Source organism: Sphingobacteriaceae bacterium GW460-11-11-14-LB5, assembly GCA_002151545.1.
Classification (GTDB): domain Bacteria; phylum Bacteroidota; class Bacteroidia; order Sphingobacteriales; family Sphingobacteriaceae; genus Pedobacter.
Window position 1 is genome coordinate 3034848 of the sequence record CP021237.1, and the last position, 26022, is coordinate 3060869.

Genomic DNA, 26022 nt, shown 5'->3' on the forward strand with positions numbered 1-26022 from the left:
ATTTGGTTTCCACAATAGAGCAACAACCATTAATTTTTCACTACTGTTTTATAAAAAAAATGAAAAATAGTATAGAAATGGCCATTAGCGCTAAATAAATTTCATTTAAATGTTCTTTACCTATTGCTATTTTAAGCTTATCCAATGCTTTATACATGGTATTGTAAGCTGTATTTATAGAAATTTGGTTGGCAGCGGCAATTTCTTCATAACTCAGGCCCAAATAGAACTTTTGGTAGATCAGAGATTTTTGCTTGGTTGGGAGCTGGCCTATAAATTTATGTAAGATATCGCTTAAATGTTGCTGGTTACTTTTTATGATGTATTCTTCTTCAACAGAAGGCAATGATTTTAAATCAGAGAACTCGTCATAGGATAAGCATTCTGCCAGAGGAATTTCTTTTTTATAGAGTTTCCTTAAGAAAACCGTAATCAAATAATTATGATGGTTATCGATATGGCCTAATTTTTTCCGATTTTCCCAAACAGATAAAAAAAGTTCGTTTAAAACATCTTTGGTTCTGCTTGTAGAAAACCCTTTTTTTAATGCAATATAAGTTAGATAATGATAATAATGGAGATATATTTTTTTGAAAGCCGTTGTATCGCATTCGGCAATAAAAACTGTCCAATGAGGTTTTAACGCGCTCCCATGCAATGTATTTCTGTTTTGATTCATTTGGTCGATCTAATATATTGAAAAATTTCGCCAATAGACTTCCAAAAGTTAAAACCTTTTTCAATTTATGTCGTTCGCTCCTAAAAACAGGATCAATTTAAATAATGAAGCGCTAGGGCAGTAAGGTATAGCCATGATCTGAAAGCGCCTTTGTCAAACAAGATCGGGCATTGGAGCCAAAGTTTCGGATTTTTCTCAAATCCTGTAACCGGTACTTTGTTACAAAAAATGAAACGGTTATTTTATCAGAAGTTCCAAATGGTATCTTTCCGTACTTGATCTCTGCATCTAAAAATAAACTCAGGACATTAAACAGCCTGATGGAATTAACGTTTTGCAGCACATCCAGCAGCAGGGTTTCAGCCTGATCGAGAATATCAGTATCAATCGGCGTTTCAGAATCGGAAAAGTCACTTTGCAACTGTTTGCTAAAACGTAATACAATATCCAATGCATCCAGGTACTCCCTGTACTTTATTTTATCACCGGGCTTGTTCATTCGATCCATCTATATTTTTTTAAAGAACTCAGAAAATTTTAGACTGTTAGCTAGAAGCATATGCAGATCAGATAGTGTTTCGGCAAACAAATTTTTTCATGTTCTTTAGTGGTTTTCTAGTTAAGTTTTGGTTTAAAAATATTTATTAATGTGTTTAAAATCTATATGGCTTTATTGCAATGCGTGAACGGTTTAAAGACCTTGTGATCATTTTGCAATTAATCTGCTCGTTTTAAACGTGATTCGATAGCGAAGTTGCAGCGTATGAATTTATTATTTCAACCAATACGAAATGCGCTACAATTCAGCTATAAATCCAACTCAACATAAATTTCACTTCATTTCTTTCCTTAATGTTCTACAGACAACTTTTTTTTAAGCACCTATGCCCTCCATTATTCCAATATCATTATGACGGTTATGCTAACTGGTACTCTCATCATAAAATTAATATCTTTCGTAATGAACTCTTTCCCATTAGATTAAAACTTAAAGCCAAGATCAAACTTCACCCGCCCCACCATTTGACGAACACATCAATTAGGATGCTTTCGATGAGCTTGTCATTGATCTGAATTTTCCCTCAACTGCAAATGGCCTCAATAAATTGAGTAACTAAAAGCTCAAAAAATGCTCAAGATATTCGGATTTCATTCTAAAAATCAAAAGCCCTAGATAGTTCCTCTAGGGGCTTTTGACACAATTAGCGTCCATCTTTCTCTTGATGGCAGTTTAAGAAGGATAATTTATTACCGAATCATTCTTCCACGACATAACTTTATCGTTGGTGCTCTTAAAACTTCATACCTAAAAACAACTCAAATTCTCCGTTGGTATAACTAGATAATGGGGCATTGATCTGGGCATTGTGATAAAAGTTAAAAGTGTAGTTTTTCATAAAATCAGCACCCACGCCAAAACCCAGCGTTCCTGAGCTTCGATATACACCCATCAGTTTAACCTGCTTTTGTACGAAGCTGTATTGCAGGGCGGCATCCCATATATCGCTGGAATTTTTTAATCCTCTGAAGACAAATTTTGGTTCAATTTGACTTCCAGCGACCTGAAATTTGTAACTAGTAGTAATATAAAACGTATTTACACTTTCAACAGCCTTTTGCCGCTGCCAAAAGGTATTGCGCAAATTGGGAAATGCGGCTTCGAATTCGAAGTTCTTAATGGTAATTCCTGTTCCAAAATCGCTATCAAAATAGGCAGCCCTTTGATTATACATGGCAATCAGTGGGTCGCTGGCATCTCCTCTAACATCACCAGCTGATAGACGTTGAGCGACTAAACCGCTGGAAAGACCAAAATGAAGCTCGATTCCATTTCCGTTTAAAGGGATATGATAAGAATAGGTTGCCATTGCTTTAAAATTTCTCTGCAAGCCTGCCCTATCCGATATTAAATTTAAGCCAATACCTGTTTTATTACCCCGCCACTCGCCGGTAATTTGCTGTACAGTAGGCGCTCCATCAACTGATGTCCATTGAGAGCGGTGACTGAGCCCCAACATCCACCCGTTTGTTATACCCGCCATCGCCGGATTTGCCAGGTATCTATCAGTATAATATTGTGCATTAAATGTACCCGTTTGAGCCTTAAGAGTTACTGTGGCAAATAATATAACCACTATTATAGCTACAAAGTGCTTTATATATTTTAATTTTTGCTTATTCATCATTTTTAATTTTACTGTTTGTTATTTGCCAGGATGATTTCGAACAAGAGTCATGAAACCTTTTTGTTTCAGCTTTCCTTTTCCAAAGTCGATTACATAATAGTAGGTTGCTTCGGCCAGCAAATTGCCATTCGAAGTGCCAGCCCAACTGTTATCGTAATTCCTTTTTGTATATACTATTCTACCAGCACGATCGAATATGGTAACCTGATTATCCGGATAAGCGTCTATATTTTCCACTTTCCATACATCATTGTGCCCATCACCATTTGGCGTAATCAGATTTGTAGCAGACAGCGTGGCATAATCATCCACCACCTCGACAGTAAGTGATACCGATTTTGCGCAGCCAAGTGCATTAACTGCCATGACTGTGTAGGTGGTTGTTTTTAATGGCCTAACTTCAAGCATCTGTGTAGTACTCGTACTAGTGAAACCATCCGTGCCCGACCAGTTATATTTTTCTCCTCCCTTTGCTGTTAGTATTATCGATTCGCCCTTACTTATCTTTAGTTTAGATGCGTTAAGGGTAACATTGGGCAATGGATTTATTTTCAGCTCACCAGGTAGGTAAATAAAACTGTAATTATCGGCCTCAGCGTCTTTAGGTGTTAAAACATAAGTACCTGCAGGCGATGAACTGTTTGCTAGAGTTGACACGCTTGCCTTAGTTTTTATAACGTCCTGTTTATCATTCAACTTGAATCCTGAATAGCTCACCGTAAAAGCTGGCAAATGTGTATTTTCGCAAATTTGGATATTGTCTGAAGTTGCGGTTAACATCGCTTTTTCAATGCTGAGTGGGGCTGATCGATAAATGATATTATAATTTTCGCCCGCGGTTAAGTTGCCCGCTTCAATAGCATAATTACCTGTATTTTCTCCCAATGTTCTAACTAAAGTACCTGAGATAGCGTCACTACCTAACAATCCTATGCTTGAATAATTAAATTGAGGATCGGCCTCTCCATAAGTTTTGACCTTTGCATTTGCAGTTATGGTAAGGTTTGCTTTTGATATGATCAGTTTACCTGCCCGATAAGTAATTGCATAATTATTGGCTGAGTAACCCGTAGCCTCTATAAGATAGCTTCCAGCATCTTTCGCTCCCATCGCACTACCGCCATAAGTTAAGGTGCCTTGCAGGTTGTGACTATTTTCGCCGTTCACAAAACCATCATAGCTTATGCCATTACCATCCGTATAGGCTATGCCGTCATAGGTTTTATTAAAATCGTTTGCAGTTACCGTTAATGCTTTTTGATCTACCCGAACCTGAAATGAAACAGGTGCAGCGGCAGCATAATTGGCATTTCCTACGTCACCAGCAGTAATGGTAGCTGTACCTGTACCTATCAAGCTTACCTGCCCATTAACATCAACAGTGGCTACATTTGTATTGCTGCTTTGGTAAGTGGCATTTAAACCTGAACTAGATTTGGCAGATGCATCGATACGAGCATCACCATAAGTTTTAATGACTAAACCACCAGCCGTTTGTGTGTTAAAAGCCAACGTATTTGTCGTAGTTTGACTGATCAGCAATTTCCCATCAACATAGCTAATGTTGTAATTGGCCGATGAAAGCCCGCCGGGCGTAATGGCATAATTCCCTACATCGCTTGCGCCTTGCGAATTGCCTCCGTAGCTAAGCATCCCCCTTAGCACATTGGCATCTTCACCATTTGCAAAGCCATTGTAGCTTACACCATTACCACCCGTATAGGCTATGCCGTCATAAATTTTATTAAAATCGTTCGCACTTACCGTTAATGCTTTTTGATCAACCTGAACCTGAAAAGAAACAGGCGCGGCGGCAGCATAATTGGCATTCCCTGCTTCATCAGCAGTAATGGTAGCTGTACCTGCACCTATCAGGCTTACCTGTCCATTAACATCAACAGTTGCTACAGCAGTATTGCTGCTTTGATAATTGGCCTTTAAACCTGAGCTAGATTTGGCAGAAGCATCAATACCAGCATCGCCATAAGTTTTTGTAACTACACTTCCCGCTGATTGCGTATTAAAAGCTAATGTATTTGCAGTATTCTGGCTGATCAGTAATTTACCATCAACATAGTTGATATTGTAATTGGCCGACGAAAGCCCGCCAGGTGTAATGGCATAATTCCCTACATCGCTTGCCCCCTGTGAAGTACCTTCATAACTAACTATCCCTTTTAGTACTTGGGCATCTTCTCCATTTGCAAAGCCATTGTAGCTTACGCCATTACCACCCGTATAGGCTATGCCGTCATAAATTTTATTAAAATCGTTCGCACTTATCGTTAATGCTTTTTGATCAACCTGAACCTGAAAAGAAACAGGAGCCGCAGCAGCATAATTGGCATTCCCTGCTTCGTTGGCCGTAATGGTTGCTGTACCTGCACCTATCAGGCTTACCTGTCCATTAACATCAACAGTTGCCACAGCGGTATTGCTGCTTTGGTAAGTGGCGTTTAAACCAGAGCTAGATTTTGCAGAAGCATCAATACCAGCATCGCCATAAGTTTTTGTAACTACACTTCCAGCTGATTGCGTATTAAAAGCCAATGTATTTGCAGTATTCTGGCTGATCAGTAATTTACCATCAACATAGTTGATATTGTAATTGGCCGACGAAAGCCCGCCAGGTGTAATGGCATAATTCCCTACATCGCTTGCCCCCTGTGAAGTACCTTCATAACTAACTATCCCTTTTAGTACTTGGGCATCTTCTCCATTTGCAAAGCCATTGTAGCTTACGCCATTACCACCCGTATAGGCTATGCCGTCATAGGTTTTATTAAAATCGTTTGCACTCACCGTTAATGCTTTTTGATCTACCTGAACCTGAAAAGAAACAGGAGCAGCAGCAGCATAATTGGCATTTCCTGCTTCATTGGCCGTAATGATGGCTGTACCTGCACTAAGCAAGCTTACCTGCCCGTTAACATCAACAATTGCCACAGCGGTATTGCTGCTTTGGTAAGTGGCGTTTAAACCTGAAGTCGCTTTTACCGATGCGTCCAAACCTGCATCACCATAAGTTTTTGCAACTACACCGCCTGCCGTTTGTGTGTTAAAAGCCAACGTATTTGTCGTATTTTGACTGATCAGCAATTTCCCATCAACATAGTTGATATTGTAATTGGCCGACGAAAGCCCGCCGGGCGTAATGGCATAATTCCCTACAACGCTTGCGCCTTGCGAATTGCCTCCGTAGCTAAGCATCCCCCTTAGCACATTGGCATCTTCCCCATTTGCAAAGCCATTGTAGCTTACACCATTACCACCCGTATAGGCTATGCCATCATAGGTTTTATTAAAATCGTTAGCACTTACCGTTAACGCTTTTTGATCAACCTGAACCTGAAAAGAAACAGGAGCCGCAGCAGCATAATTGGCATTCCCTGCTTCGTTGGCCGTAATGGTTGCTGTACCTGCACCTATCAGGCTTACCTGTCCATTAACATCAACAGTTGCCACAGCGGTATTGCTGCTTTGGTAAGTGGCGTTTAAACCAGAGCTAGATTTTGCAGAAGCATCAATACCAGCATCGCCATAAGTTTTTGTAACTACACTTCCAGCTGATTGCGTATTAAAAGCCAATGTATTTGCAGTATTCTGGCTGATCAGTAATTTACCATCAACATAGTTGATATTGTAATTGACCGACGAAAGCCCGCCAGGTGTAATGGCATAATTCCCTACATCGCTTGCCCCCTGTGAAGTACCTTCATAACTAACTATCCCTTTTAGTACTTGGGCATCTTCTCCATTTGCAAAGCCATTGTAGCTTACGCCATTACCACCCGTATAGGCTATGCCGTCATAGGTTTTATTGAAATCGTTTGCACTTACCGTTAATGCTTTTTGATCTACCTGAACCTGAAAAGAAACAGGAGCCGCAGCAGCATAATTGGCATTCCCTGCTTCGTTGGCCGTAATGGTTGCTGTACCTGCACCTATCAGGCTTACCTGCCCGTTAACATTAACAGTTGCCACAGCAGTATTGCTGCTTTGATAAGTGGCATTCAAACCTGAACTAGATTTGGCAGAAGCATCTATACCGGCATCTCCATAAGTTTTTGTGACTACACTTCCCGCTGATTGCGTATTAAAAGCTAATGTATTTGCAGTATTCTGGCTAATCAGCAATTTACCATCAATATAGCTAATGTTATAATTGGCTGATGAAAGCCCGCCGGGCGTAATGGCATAATTCCCTACATCGCTTGCCCCCTGTGAAGTACCTCCATAACTAATTATCCCACTTAGTACTTGGGCATCTTCTCCATTAGCAAAGCCATTGTAGCTTACGCCATTACCACCCGTATAGGCTATGCCATCATAGGTTTTATTAAAATCGTTTGCACTTACCGTTAACGCTTTTTGAGCTACCTGGACCTCAAAAGAAACAGGAGCAGCAGCAGCATAATTGGCATTTCCTGCTTCATTGGCCGTAATGATGGCTGTACCTGCACCAAGCAAGCTTACCTGCCCGTTAACATCAACAGTTGCCACAGCGGTATTGCTGCTTTGGTAAGTGGCGTTTAAACCTGAAGTCGCTTTTACTGATGCGTCCAAACCTGCATCACCGTAAGTTTTTGCAACTACACCGCCTGCTGATTGCGTGTAAAAGGATAATGTATTTGTAGTGCTTTGGCTGATCAGCAATTTCCCATCAACATAGTTGATGTTGTAATTGGCTGATGAAAGTCCGCCAGGCGTAATGGCATAATTCCCTACATTGTTTGCACCTTGCGAGGTACCTCCATAAGTAAGTGTACCGGTAAGTACAGTAGCATCATCACCAATTGCAAAACCATTATAGCTTGCCCCGTTTCCTCCAGTGAAAGCCATGCCATCGTAGGCTTTACTAAAATCATTTGCGCTAATGGTTAGAGCAGCCTTTTTAATAATAGCACGTGAACTGATAAGATCGCTATTATTTGCAATCTTGTAATTGTTGGCATGTGCGCCAGCAAGCTGTATATTCGAAATAGACAATGTAGCCGTTTTATCCGTACCCACATCTTTACTATCATATTCAATTTCATTACTGCTTAATGCTAATTGAACATCGTCACTGTTAATCAGATCCCCATTTGCGAGTGTTAAATCTGTATTTTGAATGCTGCCTTTTGTATTTCCATCGTAAATTTTTGTTAAAACAGCATCAGGCTTCAAATCAACATTTACGGACTTTTTGTTAATGCTAAGTTTGAAAATAACATCAGTTGCGAGTAAGTATGCAGCGTTTCCTGACTGACTGGCTGTAACATTGACAATCCCTGCCTTTTTAATTTCTATTTTCCATTTATTGCCATCTGCAACATCCTGAAATGCTTCTGCAATGGTATTATCTGACGAAGCATAACTGATTGCTAAGCCAGAACTTGCGCTTGCGATTGGTATAAATGGTGCCTCACCATAGGTTTTGTCCTGATCGTTGGCGGTAATGCTTTGTGTCTGCTTTTTGAATTCATAAGCACCTAAATCAATTGTTGTTTCTTCTATACGGGCATTTTCATTCAGGTCTTTGGAATCGGAATTAGAATTTTGATACAAAGTGTTATCCCCTGCATTTACAGCCAAACTGCCGGGTTGTAATGTCAAATCATCATCTTCTGTTCCTGCTGTATTATCTACACCGTCTGCATCGGTAAACGTAGGGTCTTGGTTTTGCAAGTTTGTGCTAACATCATCTAAAGTAGCATTGGCAGCTAGTGGAGCCGTATATTGGAGAATAGCGTTTTTAAAACTTACTCTTTGTTTAGGGCTTAAGTCAAATAAATTATTACCATTATTGAACGCAATAGAGTTGACAACATTAATCTGATAGTCGAACTCAAATAAGCCACCAAAACTACTTGATCCGGCTAAAAAAGAACCAGTTGATGCTTGATTGTTGGTAAAGCTGCAATTAATGAAGTTAGAAAGACGTTCTCCGTTTACAAATACGCCTGACAAATAGGCTACTCCACCTTTACCGGCTGATGAATTACCAGAAAAAATACTATTAGTAACGCTTACTTTCGTGGATATTATCGCTCCGCCTACATCTGCAGCATTATTACCTATAAATTTACAATTGTTAATGGTTTGATCACCTACCCTGGCAAGAATTGCGCCTCCTGAGCTATTTTTTGCACTATTACCAATAAAATTACATCTTGTGAAAAGTATATCTCCCGTTTCGTTTAAGTATGCCCCACCACCAGAAGCCAGGTTATTTTTAAATAACACATTATACATTTCTGTATTGCTCCCAAAGTTATAAATAGCACCACCAAGTTCTGCCTGGTTGGCTTGAAAATTCATATTTCTTATTTTGGGTGCTCCCTTTAAAAGATACAGCCCGCTACCATAGCTCAGGTTTACCTCTTTAGCGTTGATAGCTATTTTAGTGTTTAGATTAGCATTTCCACCAGTAACTGTAAAACCATCTATAATACCAGTACCAGCATCATCTACTGAAATGATTACATTGTAGGCGTTTTCACCATTATTGGCAATACTGAGGTTTTTCCCTGTGCCACTCAACACGTCATCGTCACTAAAGTCGCCTGTTAATGTACTTTTATTGGCTAAAATGCTTAAATTACGCTCGGCGAGTGTAGCTTCAGTTCCGGCAAAGCCTCCGTACAACTTTACATCCTTAACCAGCAAAAAACTGTTATTTCTACCTGATGGAATACCGGCAGTATTATCTGTAGGACCATAAAGAGGTTTGTACAGCCCTCCCGCTACCCAAATTTCTTTTATGGTACCAGGCGCAACAGCATTTTGGTATTTTGCAGCATATAACGCGTCGGCCACCTCGGGAGTAGCATTTGCCCAACTGCTACCATTCATATTACCTGTGCCATTTTGCTTCACATATGCAATTCCATTGGCATCAGGAATGATTAATTTTGGTTGTTTTTGCGTTTCATAGGCACCCAAATCAATACTGCTTTCCATGATACGGTTCTTTCCTGCAAGATCCGTAGATGGCCAGTTGGCATTCTGATACAAAGCAGTGTTACCTGCATTAGAAGCTGGGCTAAGGGGTTTTAATGATAAATCATCATCTTCAGTTCCTGCAACATTGTCTGCTCCATCAGCGTCTGTAAAGGCTGGGTCCTGATTGAGCATGGCCGTAGTTGCTGCATCAAAAGTAAAATTAGATGGTTTTGCACCAGGCTGTCGCAGCATGCAAAACTGGAAATTACCAAGTCGCTGTATGCCCAGATTAACATCATCGCGAATAATGCTATTGATAAAATCTACCTTATATCTATAACTGCGAACTAAGCTTTGACTCCAGCTAACTGCGGCACCTAATGGTGATTCATTATTGTTAAAGCCGCAATTTATAAATGTAGAGGTAATGTCCTTTTGTTCAAATCTCATAGACAAATACACTGCCCCACCTTCTACTGTGCCGGTATTCCCCGTAAAAATACTACCTATGGCATATGCTGTTTCAACACCGAGTGCTCCTCCGTAGTTTGCGGAGTTACCTGCAAATGTGCAGTTTTGCATATATTGCGTACCAACTAAAGAACCAATTGCGCCACCGTTACCACCTAAAGCATTATTACCTATAAATTTACAATTGGTAAATATATTTACAGTTGCTTTATTATAAAATGCCCCACCACTTGCTGCCAGATTGTTTTTAAATAATATTTTATCACTTGTTAAACGACCTACACAATGTATTGCTCCACCAGTCGATGAGGCACTATTACCATAGAACACAATATTACTAAGTGCTATACCATTAGCACCTGAACTATAATAGAGCCCCCCACCAAGATTTTGAAAAAGTTGAATCCTCGTTACGTAGATTTGGGCACTTCCGTTGGCATTTCCACCCGTAACATGAAAACCATCCATGACCGCAGTGCTTGCAGCGTTTAGATAGGTAAGTACGTGGTAGGCATTTTCTCCACTATTGGTTATACTTAGATTATCACCAGATCCACTTACCACATCATCACCATTAATATCTCCCGATAAAATGGTTTTATGAGCCATATTGCTCAAATCTCTTTGGGCAAGTGCTGATTCTGTACCCGCAAAGCTTCCGAATAGTTTTACATCTTTTAGCAGAAAAAAACTGTTATTTCTACCATCGGGGTTACCAAAATTATTATCTGCAGGGCTATACAAGGGCTTATAAGTTCCGCCAGCCACCCAAACTTCCTTAACCGTGCCAGGCGCAACAAGATTAAGATTTCTTGCTGCCACCAATGCATCCGCAAGTTCCTTCGCGGCATTAGGCCAACTGCTCCCACTGAAATCGCCGGCTGCATTTTGGTTTACATAGATGATGCCAGATGCATCTGGCGTAATTACAATGGCTTTAGCCTTAATGGCAGGCTTTACAAAAACCTGTTTCTTTTTATTTTGGGAATTAATTGCCGGTACGCTTCCGGGAAATATGCTGGCACTCAATATTGCAGGCATTATGAGCAGCAATATCCAGCCTAATTTCCTCCAGTGCCAGCCAAAATGTTTACTGGGTAACTTTTTTTTCATGTGCAGTTAATTTAAATATTTGCGAAAGTGTTATCATTCCCCTAGGCACTAAGCACCACCGCTAAAAGCGATGGCGCAGCGAATAAAACGGAACGAGATCGTATTTTTAGATCGCTGCAAATTTTATAACTCGGCTTAAGCTGCACAAGCTTTCCGGTAGGACAAAACTCGGACATCCATATATTGGTTGCCGATATAGCTTCTCAAAGCGGTGGACAAATAGCGGACAACCTGAATTCTTCAGGTTTTTTGATTAAATAAGGTTAAGTTTTTCTCAACAATCTGCAAAAAGGTGATGAAGAGGAACAAAGGAATTTAAGATGAGAACTAAAGACACATCATTATTTCGGACGAAGTATAACCTAATACCGATTTTCCATCGATTACGAAGTTTTAGATTTGGTTAAGAGAACAGATATAGTTTTCGAATGCGATTCCTTCTGGGATAGTGATCCGGTTCTTTAATCTCCTTTTGCTGCGTAGTACACTGTCTTTACTATTACCCAACATATCAGCTATCTGCTGGTTGCTAAGTTGAAGGCAAATTAAACTCGCTAAGCGTTCTTCTGCAGGGGTAATTTTGGGAATAACTTCTTTCAATCGGTAGTAAAATAGCGGATAGGCTTTGGTAAAGTCCTCTTTAAATTTAATCCATTCTTTGTCTGTGATCAATACGTAGTTACACAAACTCATTCCTAAGTCCGGAACACCGTTTTCATTAATTGCCTTTTGCATGTCCCTAATCAATTGTTCTTTTTCATGCATACTAACTGCGAAGGCGCTTATTTTGTCTTTTGCTTCTTTAATCTCCAGTTCCTTCACTATTCTATCGCGGTTCAAAAGCTCTTTTTCATATTTATTCTTAAGCCTTTGCCTGTTATAAAGCAGTCCGCTAATTACAGTTACCATGAGAATAGCAGCCAGAGTAAAATTCAATATGGTTTTCTTATGTTGCAGTTTCATCCCTGTATCTTCGAGGTTATCCTGTATATTGTCGAATTCAATTTTGGCCTTGAGCAGGCATAGTGTTTTTGCATTGACATCTGTAAGCCGCTCGTTGTTTATTTTGTGATAAAGTTCATTGTATTTATAAGCACTGTCTAACTCATTGAGCTTCTGGAAGCTTTTTTGAATGCCCTGTAGGGCCAATAGCTTCTGGTCTGTTAAATAAAAGCCATCTTTGCACGACCAGTAGTAAACGTTCTTCCACTTTTCGAGTGCTATTTTATAACTCCTGTGCTTAAAATATATCCCAGCCAAGATATTTTCGGCCATCGCCATATTATTGTAGGCCTTAAATTGTTTACTCACATTTAACTGAAACTCCACCATCGGGATGCCCTGTTGCTCCGACCCCTGCAGAATAAGGCAATGGCCGATGTTCCCTTTGGCTATGCCCATCCACAACATTTTATCGGGGTAGTGCCTAGAAACTTTCTGAATTAGGGTATCTATAATAAGTTGGTAATAATATTTTGCACTGTCATAACGCCCAAGCTTAAGGTAAGCTGCGCCAACAATATCAAGTTGAAAAACGTAGGTTCGTGGGTTCCATAGTTTTTTCTTCAACCTGGTAAAGGCCAGGCATTGCAAGCCATAGTTGATACTTTGTTTATAGCTATTACTTCTGTATAGGCCTATGCTTGCTCCAAAAAAGATATTATGTACATAATTGAAATGAGTAATACCTACTTTGCGCATCATTTCAATAGCCTTAATATTGTATAGTACATAATCTGGTGTACCTTTACCTGCGCTTGCATACAGGCCGTAAAGTTCAGCCATTAATTGATCGTCTTTAAGTTTATGTGCAATACCGATGCAGTTAAAAAGCCTTATGGAATCCTGCCCCGTAATTTTCACGCCATATTCTAGCTTGGCCAGAAAATCGTACATAAAAGCCCTGATTTCTAAACGGTTATCAGGATGCCGTTTAAGATATTGGTTTAAAGTATGCATCAACTCCTGGTGTTCGGGGAGAAATTCCGGCGATCTATGGGTTTTGAGCCAATCATAGCTGTCTTCTGCCCTGTGTGTCTGGCTGGTATCGTTTGTTTTCCAGGCATCGATATAGGTATTCACTATTGATTGGCCACGAACAGCATCGCACAAGACCATGATAAAGAGTGTTATTAAAAATAATAACCGTTGTAGTAGAGATGTTAACATTAGACGATGTCAGAACAAAAATGTTGACCAATTTATTCCGTAACAACAAAAATCTTCATCAATTTAATCCTTGACTTATTTTACATTCCTGGCTAGCAATGATTGGCCGCAATTAAACAATGCGAACCTGACTACAATTATTGCTACGTCCAGATCATAAACCAGAATCCATTTTAGTATTTTTACAAATACTAAACTTAAATTCTAATATTTGGTTACAGACAAATACGGTTCTATTTTAGAAAAACTTTAATTATCCTTTTTTTTACACAAAATAAGAATGAAATTTCAACTATTCAAATTATTTAGAGCGGACAAATAGCGGACAAACAAGTAACCTATATCTTAAAACCTAGTTATAAAAGAAAAAATAAAATTCCATAAAAGTCTATTAATGAATAACTAAGGTTTACAACCAAAAGAAAACAGCTCACTCATCATTAACTTTTCAAATTCAAAACACAATTCACATCTCAAATAATTAATGACAGTTAATAATCTAATACAAACTCTATATTTTGATCAAGAAAAAGTTTAGCTTAACTAAACAAAAAAAAAAAAAACGACATAAACGGTCCTTAGTATTATCTAGGGTTTAAAAGCTTACCTAATTAGATGCTGTATACACAAGATTTTAATTATTTGCCAAAAAAAACACTAATCATAAATTGAATCGATCGAAATCACTGATGCTTTCATCACCTCAATGGAATCATACCAAATGTCTTTATGGGTAAAATGACAGATACCACCAGTGATTTCAGTTATTACTGCCCCTAACAGTGTCGCGTGATACTTTTCAAAGACATCTCCATGATGATACTTTATAGAAAAAACTTTATGGCAATGTTGAAGCTGAACTTCCACTGCTGAACTAAGCTCTAAAAGTTTCGTGAATTTCTTTTTTTTCTTTCCGAACATTCCCCTTATCCGTAAAGAGTAGCTATTATTAACAATTTTATCTTTCAATATCTTCTGCTTAAATTCCTTTAGTTCAAACGATTTTATTGATATTTTAAACGTCCGGTTCAGCGTTACCCCATTGAATATGGATAAGCCCTCTTTGTCCCATACAAAAGTAATTGACAAGGTAGTAGCGGATGGCCTTAATGAAAAAACAGGCTCAATTGTTAGTTTTTTTTCATGCTCATTCAAACGCTTTAAAATTTCAGGAATAAGATCGTCTGTAATAGAATCTGCATAAACATTTATATAAGCACTCATATTTAAATTATTACAGGTTATCCAAGATAGATTCCAATAGTTGCATTTGTATCTTATAAAGACTCAATACATCAACAAGATGTGACTAAGATGATGGCTTGAAGCAACGGCATCCAATCTTCGAAAACTGTTAATATTTGTTTTTTATCGGGATAACATCATCCACGTCTGCGCAAATTTTGAAAGGATCCAAGGCTTAAGCAAGCTTTCGAGGCGGACAAAAAACGGACATTAAAAACAAAGCTGTCTACGAATGGACAAAGCAGTGCTAACCTCAGTCACTGGAGCCAGATGGCCAAATGCGCATGCCTAAAAACACTGCCAGATATAAGAGTATACCGTCTAACCACCATGTGCTTTACTTAATGAAAGAAGTCAACAGGATGTATTGCTATAAGTATTTACCCGAAGGATTCCTTTAAAGGCTGTAGGAGAGGTTATTATTAAGGGGTAATAGCTATGATTTTTTTAAGAGTGTTAATGATAAGATTTAAAAACATGATTTATATTTCCAAATTTTCTTAACTTTAACCTAAGAATTTGCAATCAAAAAATAGAGGTGAGTTTTAGCTGATTCAAAGCAGTCAAAAAAACACAAAATACTGATTAAAAGACATTTATAGCTATAGGTTCGACTCCCTTCGGCTCCACTGAAATCAGTATCAAAAATCACTGAAAAACATTAAAAGCCTGCAAATCGACCATTTGCAGGCTTTTGTTTTTTAGGCAATAGTGGCTTTTAAGACCAAATAACGCATGTAAGGCAGCTCATCAATTTACATGGTAATCGCTGTCTGCACTACGACTGCAAAACAAGGGAATTTATCCGTTTTTGACCCTTATCTCTTTCCTCCTTCCATCGGATGTTCTTTCAATAATTGTTCTGTTGTATAGAAATCTTTTTTCCCCTGGGTGGCTTTCCTCACGGCTTTAACTTTTTCCGGAGAAATAGCTGCCCCGTTATTTCCGAATGAGTTTCGAAGATAGGTTAGTACCGCCGCTACTTCTTGGTCTTTCAATAACTCGCCAAACGGCGTCATAGGAACCTGGCCGGTGTATTTTTTGCCATTTACTTCTATCGGTCCCATAAGGCCTTTCAGCACCAGTTTGATTAGCCTTTCGTCACTCCCGTTTACCCATTTACTGGCTGCAAGCGGTGGAAAACCGGAAGCTGTGAGCCCTTTACCGTCAGCCTGATGGCAGGTTTTACAATATCCTTCTTTATTGTAAATAATCCTCCCCTGGTTAAACAAGGCCAGTGTAGGGCCTTTAAGTTCTGTTTTTTCCTTTTTCTCATTTTCTTCTGCCAGATTTTTTCCATTTAAATGTGCCACAGCAGTTTTATAGGCAGGTACCATCCAACTATCCATAGGCAGTTTATTGGCCTCTGCTAAAACAGGAAGACCCTTTTCCTTACCGATCCATGAAGCCGCTACGATAGCCATCAATCTTACCCGGCTATTTTTATCCCTGGAGGCTTCCATCAATAAGTTGGCCTGGTCTGGCAGCTGGTGTCCGGTATACCGTACTACCTGCACTGCGGCAGCTCTTGCACGATAATCTTTCGCTTTTAATAGCTGTTTTAAAAGTCGCTGATCTACTTTGTTCATTCCCCAGCTCACCCAAAGGCCTTCAAGTAAATGATGTTCATAACGGATGTCGCTGGTATCCAGTTTCGCTATCCAGGTGGTGAGTTTAGCCAGTACCTGAGCAGCATTACGTCCCCTCAGTTCTCGGCGGGTACGGTAACGGGTTCGGTACTCGGGCAGTTTGAGGTTATCCAGGAGTTGTTCTATACTGGCACCAGCTATTTTAGCCGGTTTTACTAAAGGCCTTGAAGGATAAGTAATCCGGTAAATTCTTCCATGCGAATGATCGCGCAGGGGATCCCTAGCATTGTGCTGCATATGCCCAATAAGAATATTATGCCAATCGATCACGAATAATGAACCATCAGGTGCAAACTCCAAATCTACAGGACGGAAATTAGGATCATTGCTCACCAGCAAATCCTGACGGAAACGGCTTTTATAACCTGTGCCGTCATCTTCCAGGGTGTGTTCTTTCGTCCCCAGGAAACCAATGGTATTGTTGATCAGGAAGTCTCCCTGGATTTGATCAGGAAAATGGCGGCTGGATACAATTTCAATACCTGATGTTGGCCGTACCAGATGCGCCTGTTCGATCAGTTGTTTTGATTTGTGTGTGGCCTGCCCATATCTTGGTAATATTGTTCCGGGGAGCATCCAGCGAAAATCAGGGCTGGATGTTTCTGCAAAAAAAGGCTGTCCCCAATCATCGAATGTAATACCCCATGGATTTGGAATGGCCATTTGCGCCGTGCGCTCGAGTTTCCGGCGTATAGGATCGTATCTGTAAAAGCCGCCGTTGGTTGCATAAACAGGTCCATAAGAAGTTTCTACATTGGTACGGAGGAACACACCTTCGCCCGAATAAATGGCCCCTGAAGGATCTGTTGTGAAGGCATGACTGCTGTGGTGCGAGTCGTGGTCATCAAAACCGCTTAACAAAATTTCTTTCTTATCGGCTTTATCATCGCCATCGGTATCGGTCAATAAGATTAGATTAGGCCCCTGTGCTACATATACGCCTTCTGCGGCAATCTCAAAACCGAGCGGTAAATGGAGCCCGTCTGCGAAAACAATTTGTTTATCTGCCTTTCCATCCTGGTTGGTATCTTCAAGAATAATGATCTTGTCGTTGGGCTTAGCATCTCCTACTTTATATTGCGGATAGCTGGGCATAACCGCAACCCACAGCCGTCCTTTATTATCGAAGGATAACTGTACAGGTTTGGCCAGGAAATTAAACTCCGTTTCTGAAGCAAATAATTCCACCTTGTATCCCGGTGGTACCTTCAGGCTGTTAACAGCCTCTTGCCCGATGAGATATTTAAGGTTACCGTTTTTTTTGCTGGGTGTATAGTTGGTTTTAACCTCAGGCAAAATGCTGGTGTGTTTATCAGCCGCTTCCAGGTCCATTTTCTCCCCTTTAGCCGCCAGCCAGATCGCCGTGTCCCTAACTGCTGTCATCTCCCGGATTTTCTTTATTTCAGCAGGAAAATTGTCTGGTCCATAGGGTTTATACCTGCGGCCATAAACGTGTACTCCATTTGGAATTTTGAAATCGTTCAGCCACATCCAGTTCTTTTCCATCACGGCATCGTGCACCAGCTTTCTGTTGTTTTCTGCAGAGGAAGAACTTTCTCCAAAAATCTGGTCGGCCAACAATTTCCCAAGTTTTTTATAACCTTCTTCATTAAGCTGGGAACCATCGATGGTTAAAGGCGCCGCAGTATCCTGATACCATTTTAATGAAGGGTTGAATACATCTACAAAGCGTACCTGATTTTGCGAAGCAATCTCTTTCATTGCAATCGCATACAGCTGGATATTTTCATTTTCCTTTCGACCATCCGGCAGATCGTAGCTGCTTTTGCGGCTAAGGTCTTCAAAAGCGATAGGCGAAACAATCACAAGCTGTGGCGCTGAAGTACCATTGTATTTTTGCTTCAGGGTCCATTTAATAAAAGCATCAAGTTCTGCTTTATAGTTATCAAGTCCGGCTTTTCCAGCGAAAGATTCATTAAAGCCAAAAAAGGAAATAATCACATCTGTTTTGAGCCTGCTGAGCCATTGATCGGGTGTCTCAAAAAAACCTTCACCCGGGTCCTCCATCTCTAATGTTCCTCCGGCATCTTTGCTTTTTACCAGGTTTGCCCTTTCGATCTGAAACTTTTCTGCACCCGGGAAAGCCCATGGAGAATTCCTGCCGGCATGCGGCCGGAAACCAGGCGTTTCACCTTCGTCGCACATGTTGCGGATGAATAATTCATGCGCTGGAAAACGAAGCTGCAGTTCTGTTTCAAAATTATCATAATTGATCATCCTCGCCCCCAAATTGTTGCCGATGATTGCAATACGTGTGCCCTTAGCAATGGACAGTGGCGTATCTTTATATTTAAAGGCATTCATAATTACCGCTGCAGGTACAATTACGAACAGGCATAATATGCTAATCTTTATTAGTCTCATGATCGCTGACAGGTTTATTTAGCTACACGGTAAGGTACCTGGATATCCATCTTACCCTTCCATTTCTTTGGTACTTTCAGGCCCAGTTCGTCGTGAATGGCATTGATCACAAGCCGCTGAAAAGATTCTATCCTGAAATCCTCAGGATGGCCAAGTGTGGTCATAAAAATCTTTCCACCGAAAGAATTGGTACCCGTCCAGGCAACAGGATTGTCAACCGCTGTTCCCTGCGGATTTACGGCTTTGCCCATTAGCAATGAAGTAGAGCCTTTTAGCGGATAGTCTGGCACAACATGGTACAACCAGGAACGAACATGAAAATCTTTTGCAACGCCAGTGAGTATAGGATTACCAGACGCTGTAGGAATGATGCTCACATCGGTGCTGCTATTGTGCCCATAGTGGGTATGTTTGGCTTTTCCGCCCCAACCCGGAGGAGCGTTCAATGCAAATTCTCCGAAGGCATTCCATTTTTCGCTAACATGCCCTTTGGGAAAATTGAACGCATGTGTAGTCGTGCGGAAGCCCATCACTGGTTTTCCTGACTTCAGATAGGATTCAATATGGGCAAGCTGTTCAGCAGGGAGTCTTCGCCAACGCAAATAGAACACAACCAGGTCTGCATCTTTTAATACTTCCAGCCCTGGAATATTTTCTTCACTGTTGTGGTCTGGAGATGATTTGAGTACAATAGTCCTCATGCCATAGTTTTTTTCCAGTTCTGCTGCAATAATGGGAAGGGTTTCTTCACCGCTATATTCATGGTCTCCACACACAAAAACAACAAGCGGCTTTTTAGTCTTTTGAGAAGATGGTGTAGAGAATAATATGGTACTCAGGGTTAACAATAAACCCACACAAAAAGTATTCATCTTTATAAGAATTTAGTGATTATCATATAAATGCGTTTCGATTATATATACTATTTAATTCTGGTTGCTGACCTGCAAGTACTGACAATACATTCCTTACGGTAAGCAGGCACATCTGCTTGTATGTAGATGCAGTAAGACTGGCAGCGTGTGGCGTAACAAGTGCATTTGGGTGTTGTACAACGGCCAGGCTCTGCAAGGGTGGTTCATCTGGCAATACATCTGCAGCAAAACCAGCAATAGTCCCGGCGTTCAAAGCGTCAAGAAGTGCTGCATGATCTATCAGTGCCCCCCTTGCCGTATTGATCAGAAATGCCTTTGGTTTCATTAATGCCAGTTGGGATGCGCCGATGATCTCATTGGTTTCATTGCTTAAAGGCAGGTGAAGGCTTACTACATCCGATTGCTGTAATACTTCGTCCAAAGGCAGGTCCTGTACCGACCTACTCCAGCACAACACTTTCATGCCAAAGGCATCTCCCAGTTTGGCTACCCGTTTTCCGATATTCCCCAATCCCAGTATGCCAAGGGTTTTGCCATTCAGCTCATCACCAGCATATTGATTGCGCCAGTTCCAGTTATTCTGTTTAACATGATTTACTGACCTGTGCATATCGCGCATTAACATCAACATTAAAGCGAGCGTATGCTCTGCAATGGTGGCCGCATTACTACCCGGGGCATTGATCACCCTGATCTTTCTGGCGCTTGCTTCGTCCACATCCACATTGTCCAGGCCAACACCACATCTGGCTGCTACTTCTAAATGCGGACAGGCGTCCATCAAGGTCTTATCTATGTGTTTTTTTCCCCTCGTAATAATCGCATGTACTTCCACATTGTTCAGCGTATCTTTTAATCCGGCTTCATCATATCCTGTGAATACATTCACATTTTCCTGCAAGAGGGCTAATGCTTCTTCTGCGATAGTTTCCAATAGCAATACGTTTTTCCTCATGGCTTGTTATGGTATAAGGTCGCGTCGTCAGATTTGAATCCTCTGAAATCATTCCTTTTTGAAATATACAAGCCTTCTTCATACAGTTCATCTTTAAAGATACGGTCATCCACATCGGCTCCTGGTATAGAAGAAATTTCTACCAGGTTACCAGCAGGATCACGCACAAACATCTGCATGGCACCATCGGGTAACTTTCTTACTTTTCCCCAGGGATTTATATCAATAGCGTTCAGTTCTTTCATGCGAAAAAAGATGCTGCTGAAATCGTCTACCTGTACACAGATATGCCCGCGAAATGAAGTTCGGTCTTCCCATTCCGAAATATGCAACTGCTGTTCATCGTTAAATTTGAAAAACATCACCGGATAATCGAACCGAAAAGCGGCGAGTGGTTCAAGACCGAGTTCCTTTGTGTAAAATTCGCCTGCTTTTTCCAGGTTATCTACTATGAGTGTAACATGGTTAATTTTTAATGCTTTTGCCATACGTAATGATCTAAACCGATTGCTTAAACTGTTTCACAAAATCCCAATTAGGGGTCAGGCCTAATCCAGGGGCGGTGGGTGCGCTGATCTCACCATTTACAACAGCGATCTGTTCGTTCACCAGATCGTACATCATAGGGTTTCCACCCAGGGAGAACTCAATAATGGTTGCGGAAGCCGAAGCAAATGCAACGGTTAGCCCTGCCATAAAAGAAAAGGCAGAACCCCAGCAATGGGGCGCCAGCTCCACCTGATGCACGCTGGCCAGATGGCTTACGCGCATGGCCTCCGAAATGCCCCCAATAATGGCTGCATCTGGTTGTACCACATCTATCGCCCTTATCTGTAAGAGATCATGGATATCAAAACTGGTAAACTCACTTTCACCTGCAGCGATGGGTATATCGGTAGCAGCTCTTACCTCTGCTGTCCCTTTCCGGTTATCAGGACTGATGGGCTCTTCAAACCAATACACATTACAGTCTTCCACACCTCTGCAAAATTGCTTTGCTTCAGGCACACTGAAGGTTCCATGTGCATCTACCATCAATTTGATATCCGGCCCTAGTGCAGCCCTTGCAGCCTTTACCCTGTTTATACTTTTCTGCACGGTATCATCCATCACCCCAACACGCATCTTCACCCCTTTAAATCCCTTATTCACGTAGCCCATCAGCTGTTCGCCTATATTTTGCTCATCCGCCCAGCCTCCACTCGCATAAGCGGGCATTTTCGTTCTGCAGGCGCCACCCAGGAGATCGGCTACAGGGACATTCAGCATTTTCCCCTTCAGGTCCCATAATGCGGTATCAATGCCGCTCATTGCGGATATGGTAAGTCCCCTCCTGCCAAGGATTGGAAATTTTCTTCCCCTTGATAAGGCGTAATGGTCTCTTGTCCCGTTGTACATTTCTTCCCAAAGGCGGGTGATATTTTTCACAGATTTGCCAAGCAACATGGGCTTCAGCTCATTTTCAATACAATTTACAATGGAAGCGCATATTCCGCATGAGCCTACTGCGGCTTTAGCTTCACCAAATCCCTGTAATCCTGAATCTGTGGTGATGACTACAAGGGTCATGTCAAAGCTGGTGAGCAATCCATAGTCTGAAACATGTTGTTTTGCTTCAGGAATTGGACAACGCAACCAAAATGCTTCTACATTCGTTATTTTCATTAGGATATCTTTTATCGGTTATTAATCTCTCGTAGGCCTATTTTTCACTCGTATTTATTTGATCCTTGTGTTTAGATAAGCTTTGATAAAGTATGATAGGATGCTTTGGTAAGCATGGTATAAAATGCATCTGTAACAGAAGAACTGCCATGATCTATCAGGAACTTTTCCTGTTCAGGGCTAAGATTTTCAGGTTTTTCATCAATTGAGCCAGGGTAAGGATTTGCGGGTGTACGATCTAACGGCGAACAGAACTCTACAGAAAGTGCACCCTTATAATTTACTTCATGCAAGGTGTCAACAATCTTTTGCCAGTCGAGATTTCCCATGCCGGGGGCCATTCTGTTATTATCGGCTACATGAAAACCTACCAATCTATCTTTTGCCATTTTAATCGCTTCAAACATATCCCTTTCTTCGATATTCATATGAAAGGTATCAAGGCAAACGCCACAATTTGGGCCAACTTCTGCCGCCAGGGCCAGTGCCTGCTCTGCACGGTTAATGAAATAGGTTTCAAATCTGTTAATAGGCTCTATGCCCAAGGAGATGCCAGCAGATTCGCTGTACTCATATATTTCCTTCATCGAATTCACTGCCCAGGCCCATTCTTCTTCAGGCCGTCCATCTGGCACAATCTTTCCTACTGTACCCGGAACCACTGAAACCATATAGCCGTCAAGCTCTTTCACCATATTCACTACATCTTTTACATACTGCACAGAAGCTGCACGTTGCGCCTCATTACGTGCCAGCAGGTTACGCTCCCCTAACATCAACGTTACTGAACCCCAACAGGATAGCCCATGTTCTTTCATTAATTTTTGCAGGTCTTTGGTGTTGTACTGATCCGGGGTCCCCGCGATTTCAAGTCGGGTATATCCGATAGCAGAAACTCTTCTTACTGTTGTTTCTATAGTTTCAGCACGCATCCAATTGTGTATCGCGAGTTCCATAACGAGTGATATAAAATTTGGTCAGGTTTATTACAGGCCATGCTTAGTAAAGCCTACATAACAAACATATCCAGATTTGGGTTGAAATAAAAATACTTCATTTGCTAATTTGTGATACTATATTTACCTTAATTCAAAATTTCCGCTCTCAAAACTAATTAATGGTACTAAAATACAGCATATGAAAGCTTCTTACCGACACATATCTACACCTGAGGATGCCAGTTTTGCCATTAAGGAATACCGTCAGCCACGCTTCACCAATACTTTTCATTTTCATCACGGATATGAAATTATTCTGATTGTGAAAAGTTCAGGGCATGTGTATGTGGGTAACAAAGTGATGAACTATAACGAAGGAGAGATTTTTATGTTCGGACAGGGACTGGTGCATTGTTTTTCCAATGATAAATTACCTAAGGATACACCTGAAGAAGTGCATGCCATAATCGTGCAATTTACTGCAGATTTTATGGGAAAGGATTTCTTTGAACGACTGGAGCTAAGAAAGATAAAAGAGTTGTTAGAACAATCGGCTTATGGTATCAAATTCAGTAACGGGGCACCTTCTCTTAACGCACTGTTCTTCCAATTCCAACCCGACCAGCAAATGCGGAACCTGATTCTGTTGCTTCAGGTACTGGAAGAATTATGTCTGCGCAGTAGCGAAGAAGCTTTATTGCTCACTGACGATGTCAGAAAAATAAGGTACAAGGAAAGTGATTCGAACAAACTCGCTTCCATTTTCAACTATGTATTTGAGCACCATCACCATCATATTGATATCAGTTCGGCGGCTTCCATGGCCTGTATGAGCAAAGCAGCTTTTTGCCGTTACTTTAAAAGAAGCACCCACAAAACCTTCTCGCAGTTTGTAAATGAGATCAGAATCAGCCATGCCGCCAAGTTATTGATGGGGAAAGAATATAACATAACAGATATATGTTACGCCTGTGGCTTTGATAATGTTTCTTATTTTAACAGGCAATTTAAAATTCATCAGGGTATATCGCCCAGCGCATACCGGAAAGTATTTATGGAAAGAAACGCCAACAATCCTTTTTTACGACTTACCCATTGAATTGCGATTACTATTTACTTGAACCAGATGTTTATTATAATATGAGGGAACATCTTGCTTATTACATTCCCCGCATTTGCAATTAAAACAAACCGATAATGTTATTTGTTGATTTCATAAAAGACTGAAGGATAAGCGATTGGTTAATATTAAAAATAACCAATTTGCCAACGGAAGGTTAAAAATGATGGTGATATGGTCATAAGAAAGGCTTCGGTAAAAGATCAGGTCCATGTTTCAGGAGTATTGACGCTGGCATTCAGCACCGACCCGATGGCCAGGTGGTCGCTCCCTGATTCTGCAAAATATTTGGAAGTTTTCGCTTCAATCACGATGGCTTTCGGAGGAAAGGCATTGAGCAGGGAACGGCTTATGTAGCCGATGGTTTCACAGGCGCCGCGCTATGGTTGCCACCGGGTGTTGAATCCGATCAAGAAACCTTATCCAGGTTGTTCGATGAGCACACTGACGACAGGATAAAAGAAGATATGTCCAGCATTATTGAACAAATGGAAAAATTTCACCCGACTGAACCGCACTGGTACTTACCAATGATAGGTGTCGATCCCGCACATCAGGGTGCAGGTACAGGCGCTGCATTGATGACTGAAGCACTCAGGAATGTCGACAGTAGTGGATTAATTGCCTATCTTGAATCTTCCAATCCCAGAAATATTCCACTATACCAGCGTCATGGTTTCGAAGTTATCGGAGAAATTCAATCTGGCAGTTCCCCTGTTTTACGGCCCATGTTGAGAAAAGCGAGATGAGTCAATGCCAGTAATTTGTCTCATACGGCCAGTGAAAAGGGTCGGTGAATAGTTATTTATTCTTATTATCAACGCTGGATAGTTACCTGTACTTTTTCCGTCATTTTGATGCTGATCACCAGGTCTATTTGCCTCACCCCTGATCATGCATCCCATGATATATTTCTTTGTAAGCGCTGCAGTTGTTACATAAAATACTTTTCAGTGGGTTATTTTCTATCAGTCATAAAGCATATATCCGATAAGTCACCATCAATTACAGGTAGCAACAGGTAAAAATACGGCGTTTGCGAAATGTACTTACTACACCATAATCCGATGCAAAGGCAGAATTCATGTGGTATAGCTTTTGTAATTTATAGTTACACGCTAAAACAAAGACTTATGACACAGAAAGAATTCAGCGAGACCATCAGCTTTCATGCATCTTCCCTCAGATCGCATGCGCTTAATTTCACCAGGGATCCCGAAGATGCGAACGACCTGCTACAGGAAACCCTGCTCAAGGCGACACGTTTTGTCTCTAAGTTTGAAGACGGTACGAACATCAAAGGATGGCTTTTCGTGATTATGAAGAACACCTTCATCAACAATTACAAAAAAAGCCTAAAAAACCGCGACCGCACCGTTCAGGAAGAAGAGATTACTTCGGCCAATCTTTATTATAGCGCGACCACAAATGGTTCGGTTGGCAGTTTTGCCATGCAGGATATCAATCTGGCCTTATCCATGCTGCCCGAAAAATATGCTGCGCCATTTATCCGCTACTTTGAAGGTTACAAGTACCATGAAATTGCAGATGAGATGCAACTGCCATTGGGAACTGTTAAAACCTATATCCATGAGGCCCGGATACTGCTTAAAAAATACCTCAAACAATACCAGTCATAAACCAA

The 26022-nt window shown here is 40.9% G+C and carries 14 protein-coding genes and 1 pseudogene; 3 read left to right on the forward strand and 12 right to left on the reverse strand.

Annotation, left to right across the window (positions count from 1 at the left end):
- Positions 1-40 precede the first annotated feature (40 nt).
- The 12 genes from CA265_12205 to CA265_12260 all read right to left on the reverse strand — a co-directional run bounded on the left by CA265_12205 (position 41) and on the right by CA265_12260 (position 23275).
- Positions 41-679: a hypothetical protein gene (locus CA265_12205; GenBank protein ARS40377.1), complete on the reverse strand. Its 639-nt coding sequence runs from the start codon at positions 677-679 to the stop codon at positions 41-43.
- A 112-nt stretch (positions 680-791) separates the two neighbouring features.
- A complete protein-coding gene (locus CA265_12210) occupies positions 792-1178 on the reverse strand; it encodes a hypothetical protein (GenBank protein ARS40378.1) in 387 nt (128 codons plus the stop codon).
- A gap of 793 nt (positions 1179-1971) precedes the next feature.
- Positions 1972-2865, reverse strand: coding sequence for a hypothetical protein (locus CA265_12215; GenBank protein ID ARS40379.1), 894 nt, complete (start codon positions 2863-2865; stop codon positions 1972-1974).
- An 18-nt stretch (positions 2866-2883) separates the two neighbouring features.
- Positions 2884-11376, reverse strand: coding sequence for a hypothetical protein (locus CA265_12220; GenBank protein ARS40380.1), 8493 nt, complete (start codon positions 11374-11376; stop codon positions 2884-2886).
- A 393-nt stretch (positions 11377-11769) separates the two neighbouring features.
- Positions 11770-13272: a hypothetical protein gene (locus CA265_12225; protein ID ARS42970.1), complete on the reverse strand. Its 1503-nt coding sequence runs from the start codon at positions 13270-13272 to the stop codon at positions 11770-11772.
- A 930-nt stretch (positions 13273-14202) separates the two neighbouring features.
- Positions 14203-14769, reverse strand: coding sequence for a hypothetical protein (locus tag CA265_12230; protein ID ARS40381.1), 567 nt, complete (start codon positions 14767-14769; stop codon positions 14203-14205).
- Between the two features lie 839 nt (positions 14770-15608).
- Positions 15609-18824: a dehydrogenase gene (locus CA265_12235; GenBank protein ARS40382.1), complete on the reverse strand. Its 3216-nt coding sequence runs from the start codon at positions 18822-18824 to the stop codon at positions 15609-15611.
- Between the two features lie 14 nt (positions 18825-18838).
- Entirely contained in the window at positions 18839-19696 is an 858-nt protein-coding gene (locus tag CA265_12240; protein ARS40383.1) for a hypothetical protein, read from the reverse strand.
- 22 nt (positions 19697-19718) lie between these two features.
- Positions 19719-20654, reverse strand: coding sequence for a phosphoglycerate dehydrogenase (locus tag CA265_12245; GenBank protein ARS40384.1), 936 nt, complete (start codon positions 20652-20654; stop codon positions 19719-19721).
- Positions 20651-21142, reverse strand: coding sequence for a glyoxalase (locus tag CA265_12250; GenBank protein ARS40385.1), 492 nt, complete (start codon positions 21140-21142; stop codon positions 20651-20653). The genes CA265_12245 and CA265_12250 overlap by 4 nt, the downstream gene beginning before the upstream one ends.
- 10 nt (positions 21143-21152) lie before the next feature.
- On the reverse strand, positions 21153-22319 hold the full coding sequence (locus tag CA265_12255) for an enolase (GenBank protein ID ARS40386.1): 1167 nt from the start codon (positions 22317-22319) through the stop codon (positions 21153-21155).
- Positions 22320-22390: 71 nt separating this feature from the next.
- Entirely contained in the window at positions 22391-23275 is an 885-nt protein-coding gene (locus tag CA265_12260; GenBank protein ID ARS40387.1) for an epimerase, read from the reverse strand.
- A 181-nt stretch (positions 23276-23456) separates the two neighbouring features.
- Here CA265_12260 and CA265_12265 point away from each other — a divergent pair, with 181 nt between their 5' ends.
- The 3 genes and pseudogenes from CA265_12265 (at position 23457) to CA265_12275 (ending at position 26017) form a co-directional block, all read left to right on the forward strand.
- Positions 23457-24356: a hypothetical protein gene (locus CA265_12265; GenBank protein ID ARS40388.1), complete on the forward strand. Its 900-nt coding sequence runs from the start codon at positions 23457-23459 to the stop codon at positions 24354-24356.
- 195 nt (positions 24357-24551) lie between these two features.
- A pseudogene (locus CA265_12270) lies at positions 24552-25126 on the forward strand (GNAT family N-acetyltransferase).
- Positions 25127-25510: 384 nt separating this feature from the next.
- A complete protein-coding gene (locus CA265_12275) occupies positions 25511-26017 on the forward strand; it encodes an RNA polymerase subunit sigma (protein ID ARS40389.1) in 507 nt (168 codons plus the stop codon).
- The last annotated feature ends 5 nt before the right edge of the window (positions 26018-26022 follow it).

Bases quoted from the DNA above. Each gene is read 5' to 3' on its own strand.
- CA265_12210 (ARS40378.1), bottom strand. From the start codon at position 1,178: ATGAACAAGCCCGGTGATAAAATAAAGTACAGGGAGTACCTGGATGCA.
- CA265_12215 (ARS40379.1), bottom strand. From the start codon at position 2,865: ATGATGAATAAGCAAAAATTAAAATATATAAAGCACTTTGTAGCTATA.
- CA265_12225 (ARS42970.1), bottom strand. From the start codon at position 13,272: ATGTACGATTTTCTGGCCAAGCTAGAATATGGCGTGAAAATTACGGGG.
- CA265_12245 (ARS40384.1), bottom strand. From the start codon at position 20,654: ATGAGGAAAAACGTATTGCTATTGGAAACTATCGCAGAAGAAGCATTA.
- CA265_12235 (ARS40382.1), bottom strand. From the start codon at position 18,824: ATGAGACTAATAAAGATTAGCATATTATGCCTGTTCGTAATTGTACCT.
- CA265_12255 (ARS40386.1), bottom strand. From the start codon at position 22,319: ATGAAAATAACGAATGTAGAAGCATTTTGGTTGCGTTGTCCAATTCCT.
- CA265_12260 (ARS40387.1), bottom strand. From the start codon at position 23,275: ATGGAACTCGCGATACACAATTGGATGCGTGCTGAAACTATAGAAACA.
- CA265_12265 (ARS40388.1), top strand. From the start codon at position 23,457: ATGAAAGCTTCTTACCGACACATATCTACACCTGAGGATGCCAGTTTT.
- CA265_12230 (ARS40381.1), bottom strand. From the start codon at position 14,769: ATGAGTGCTTATATAAATGTTTATGCAGATTCTATTACAGACGATCTT.
- CA265_12205 (ARS40377.1), bottom strand. From the start codon at position 679: ATGAATCAAAACAGAAATACATTGCATGGGAGCGCGTTAAAACCTCAT.
- CA265_12275 (ARS40389.1), top strand. From the start codon at position 25,511: ATGACACAGAAAGAATTCAGCGAGACCATCAGCTTTCATGCATCTTCC.
- CA265_12220 (ARS40380.1), bottom strand. From the start codon at position 11,376: ATGAAAAAAAAGTTACCCAGTAAACATTTTGGCTGGCACTGGAGGAAA.
- CA265_12240 (ARS40383.1), bottom strand. From the start codon at position 19,696: ATGAATACTTTTTGTGTGGGTTTATTGTTAACCCTGAGTACCATATTA.
- CA265_12250 (ARS40385.1), bottom strand. From the start codon at position 21,142: ATGGCAAAAGCATTAAAAATTAACCATGTTACACTCATAGTAGATAAC.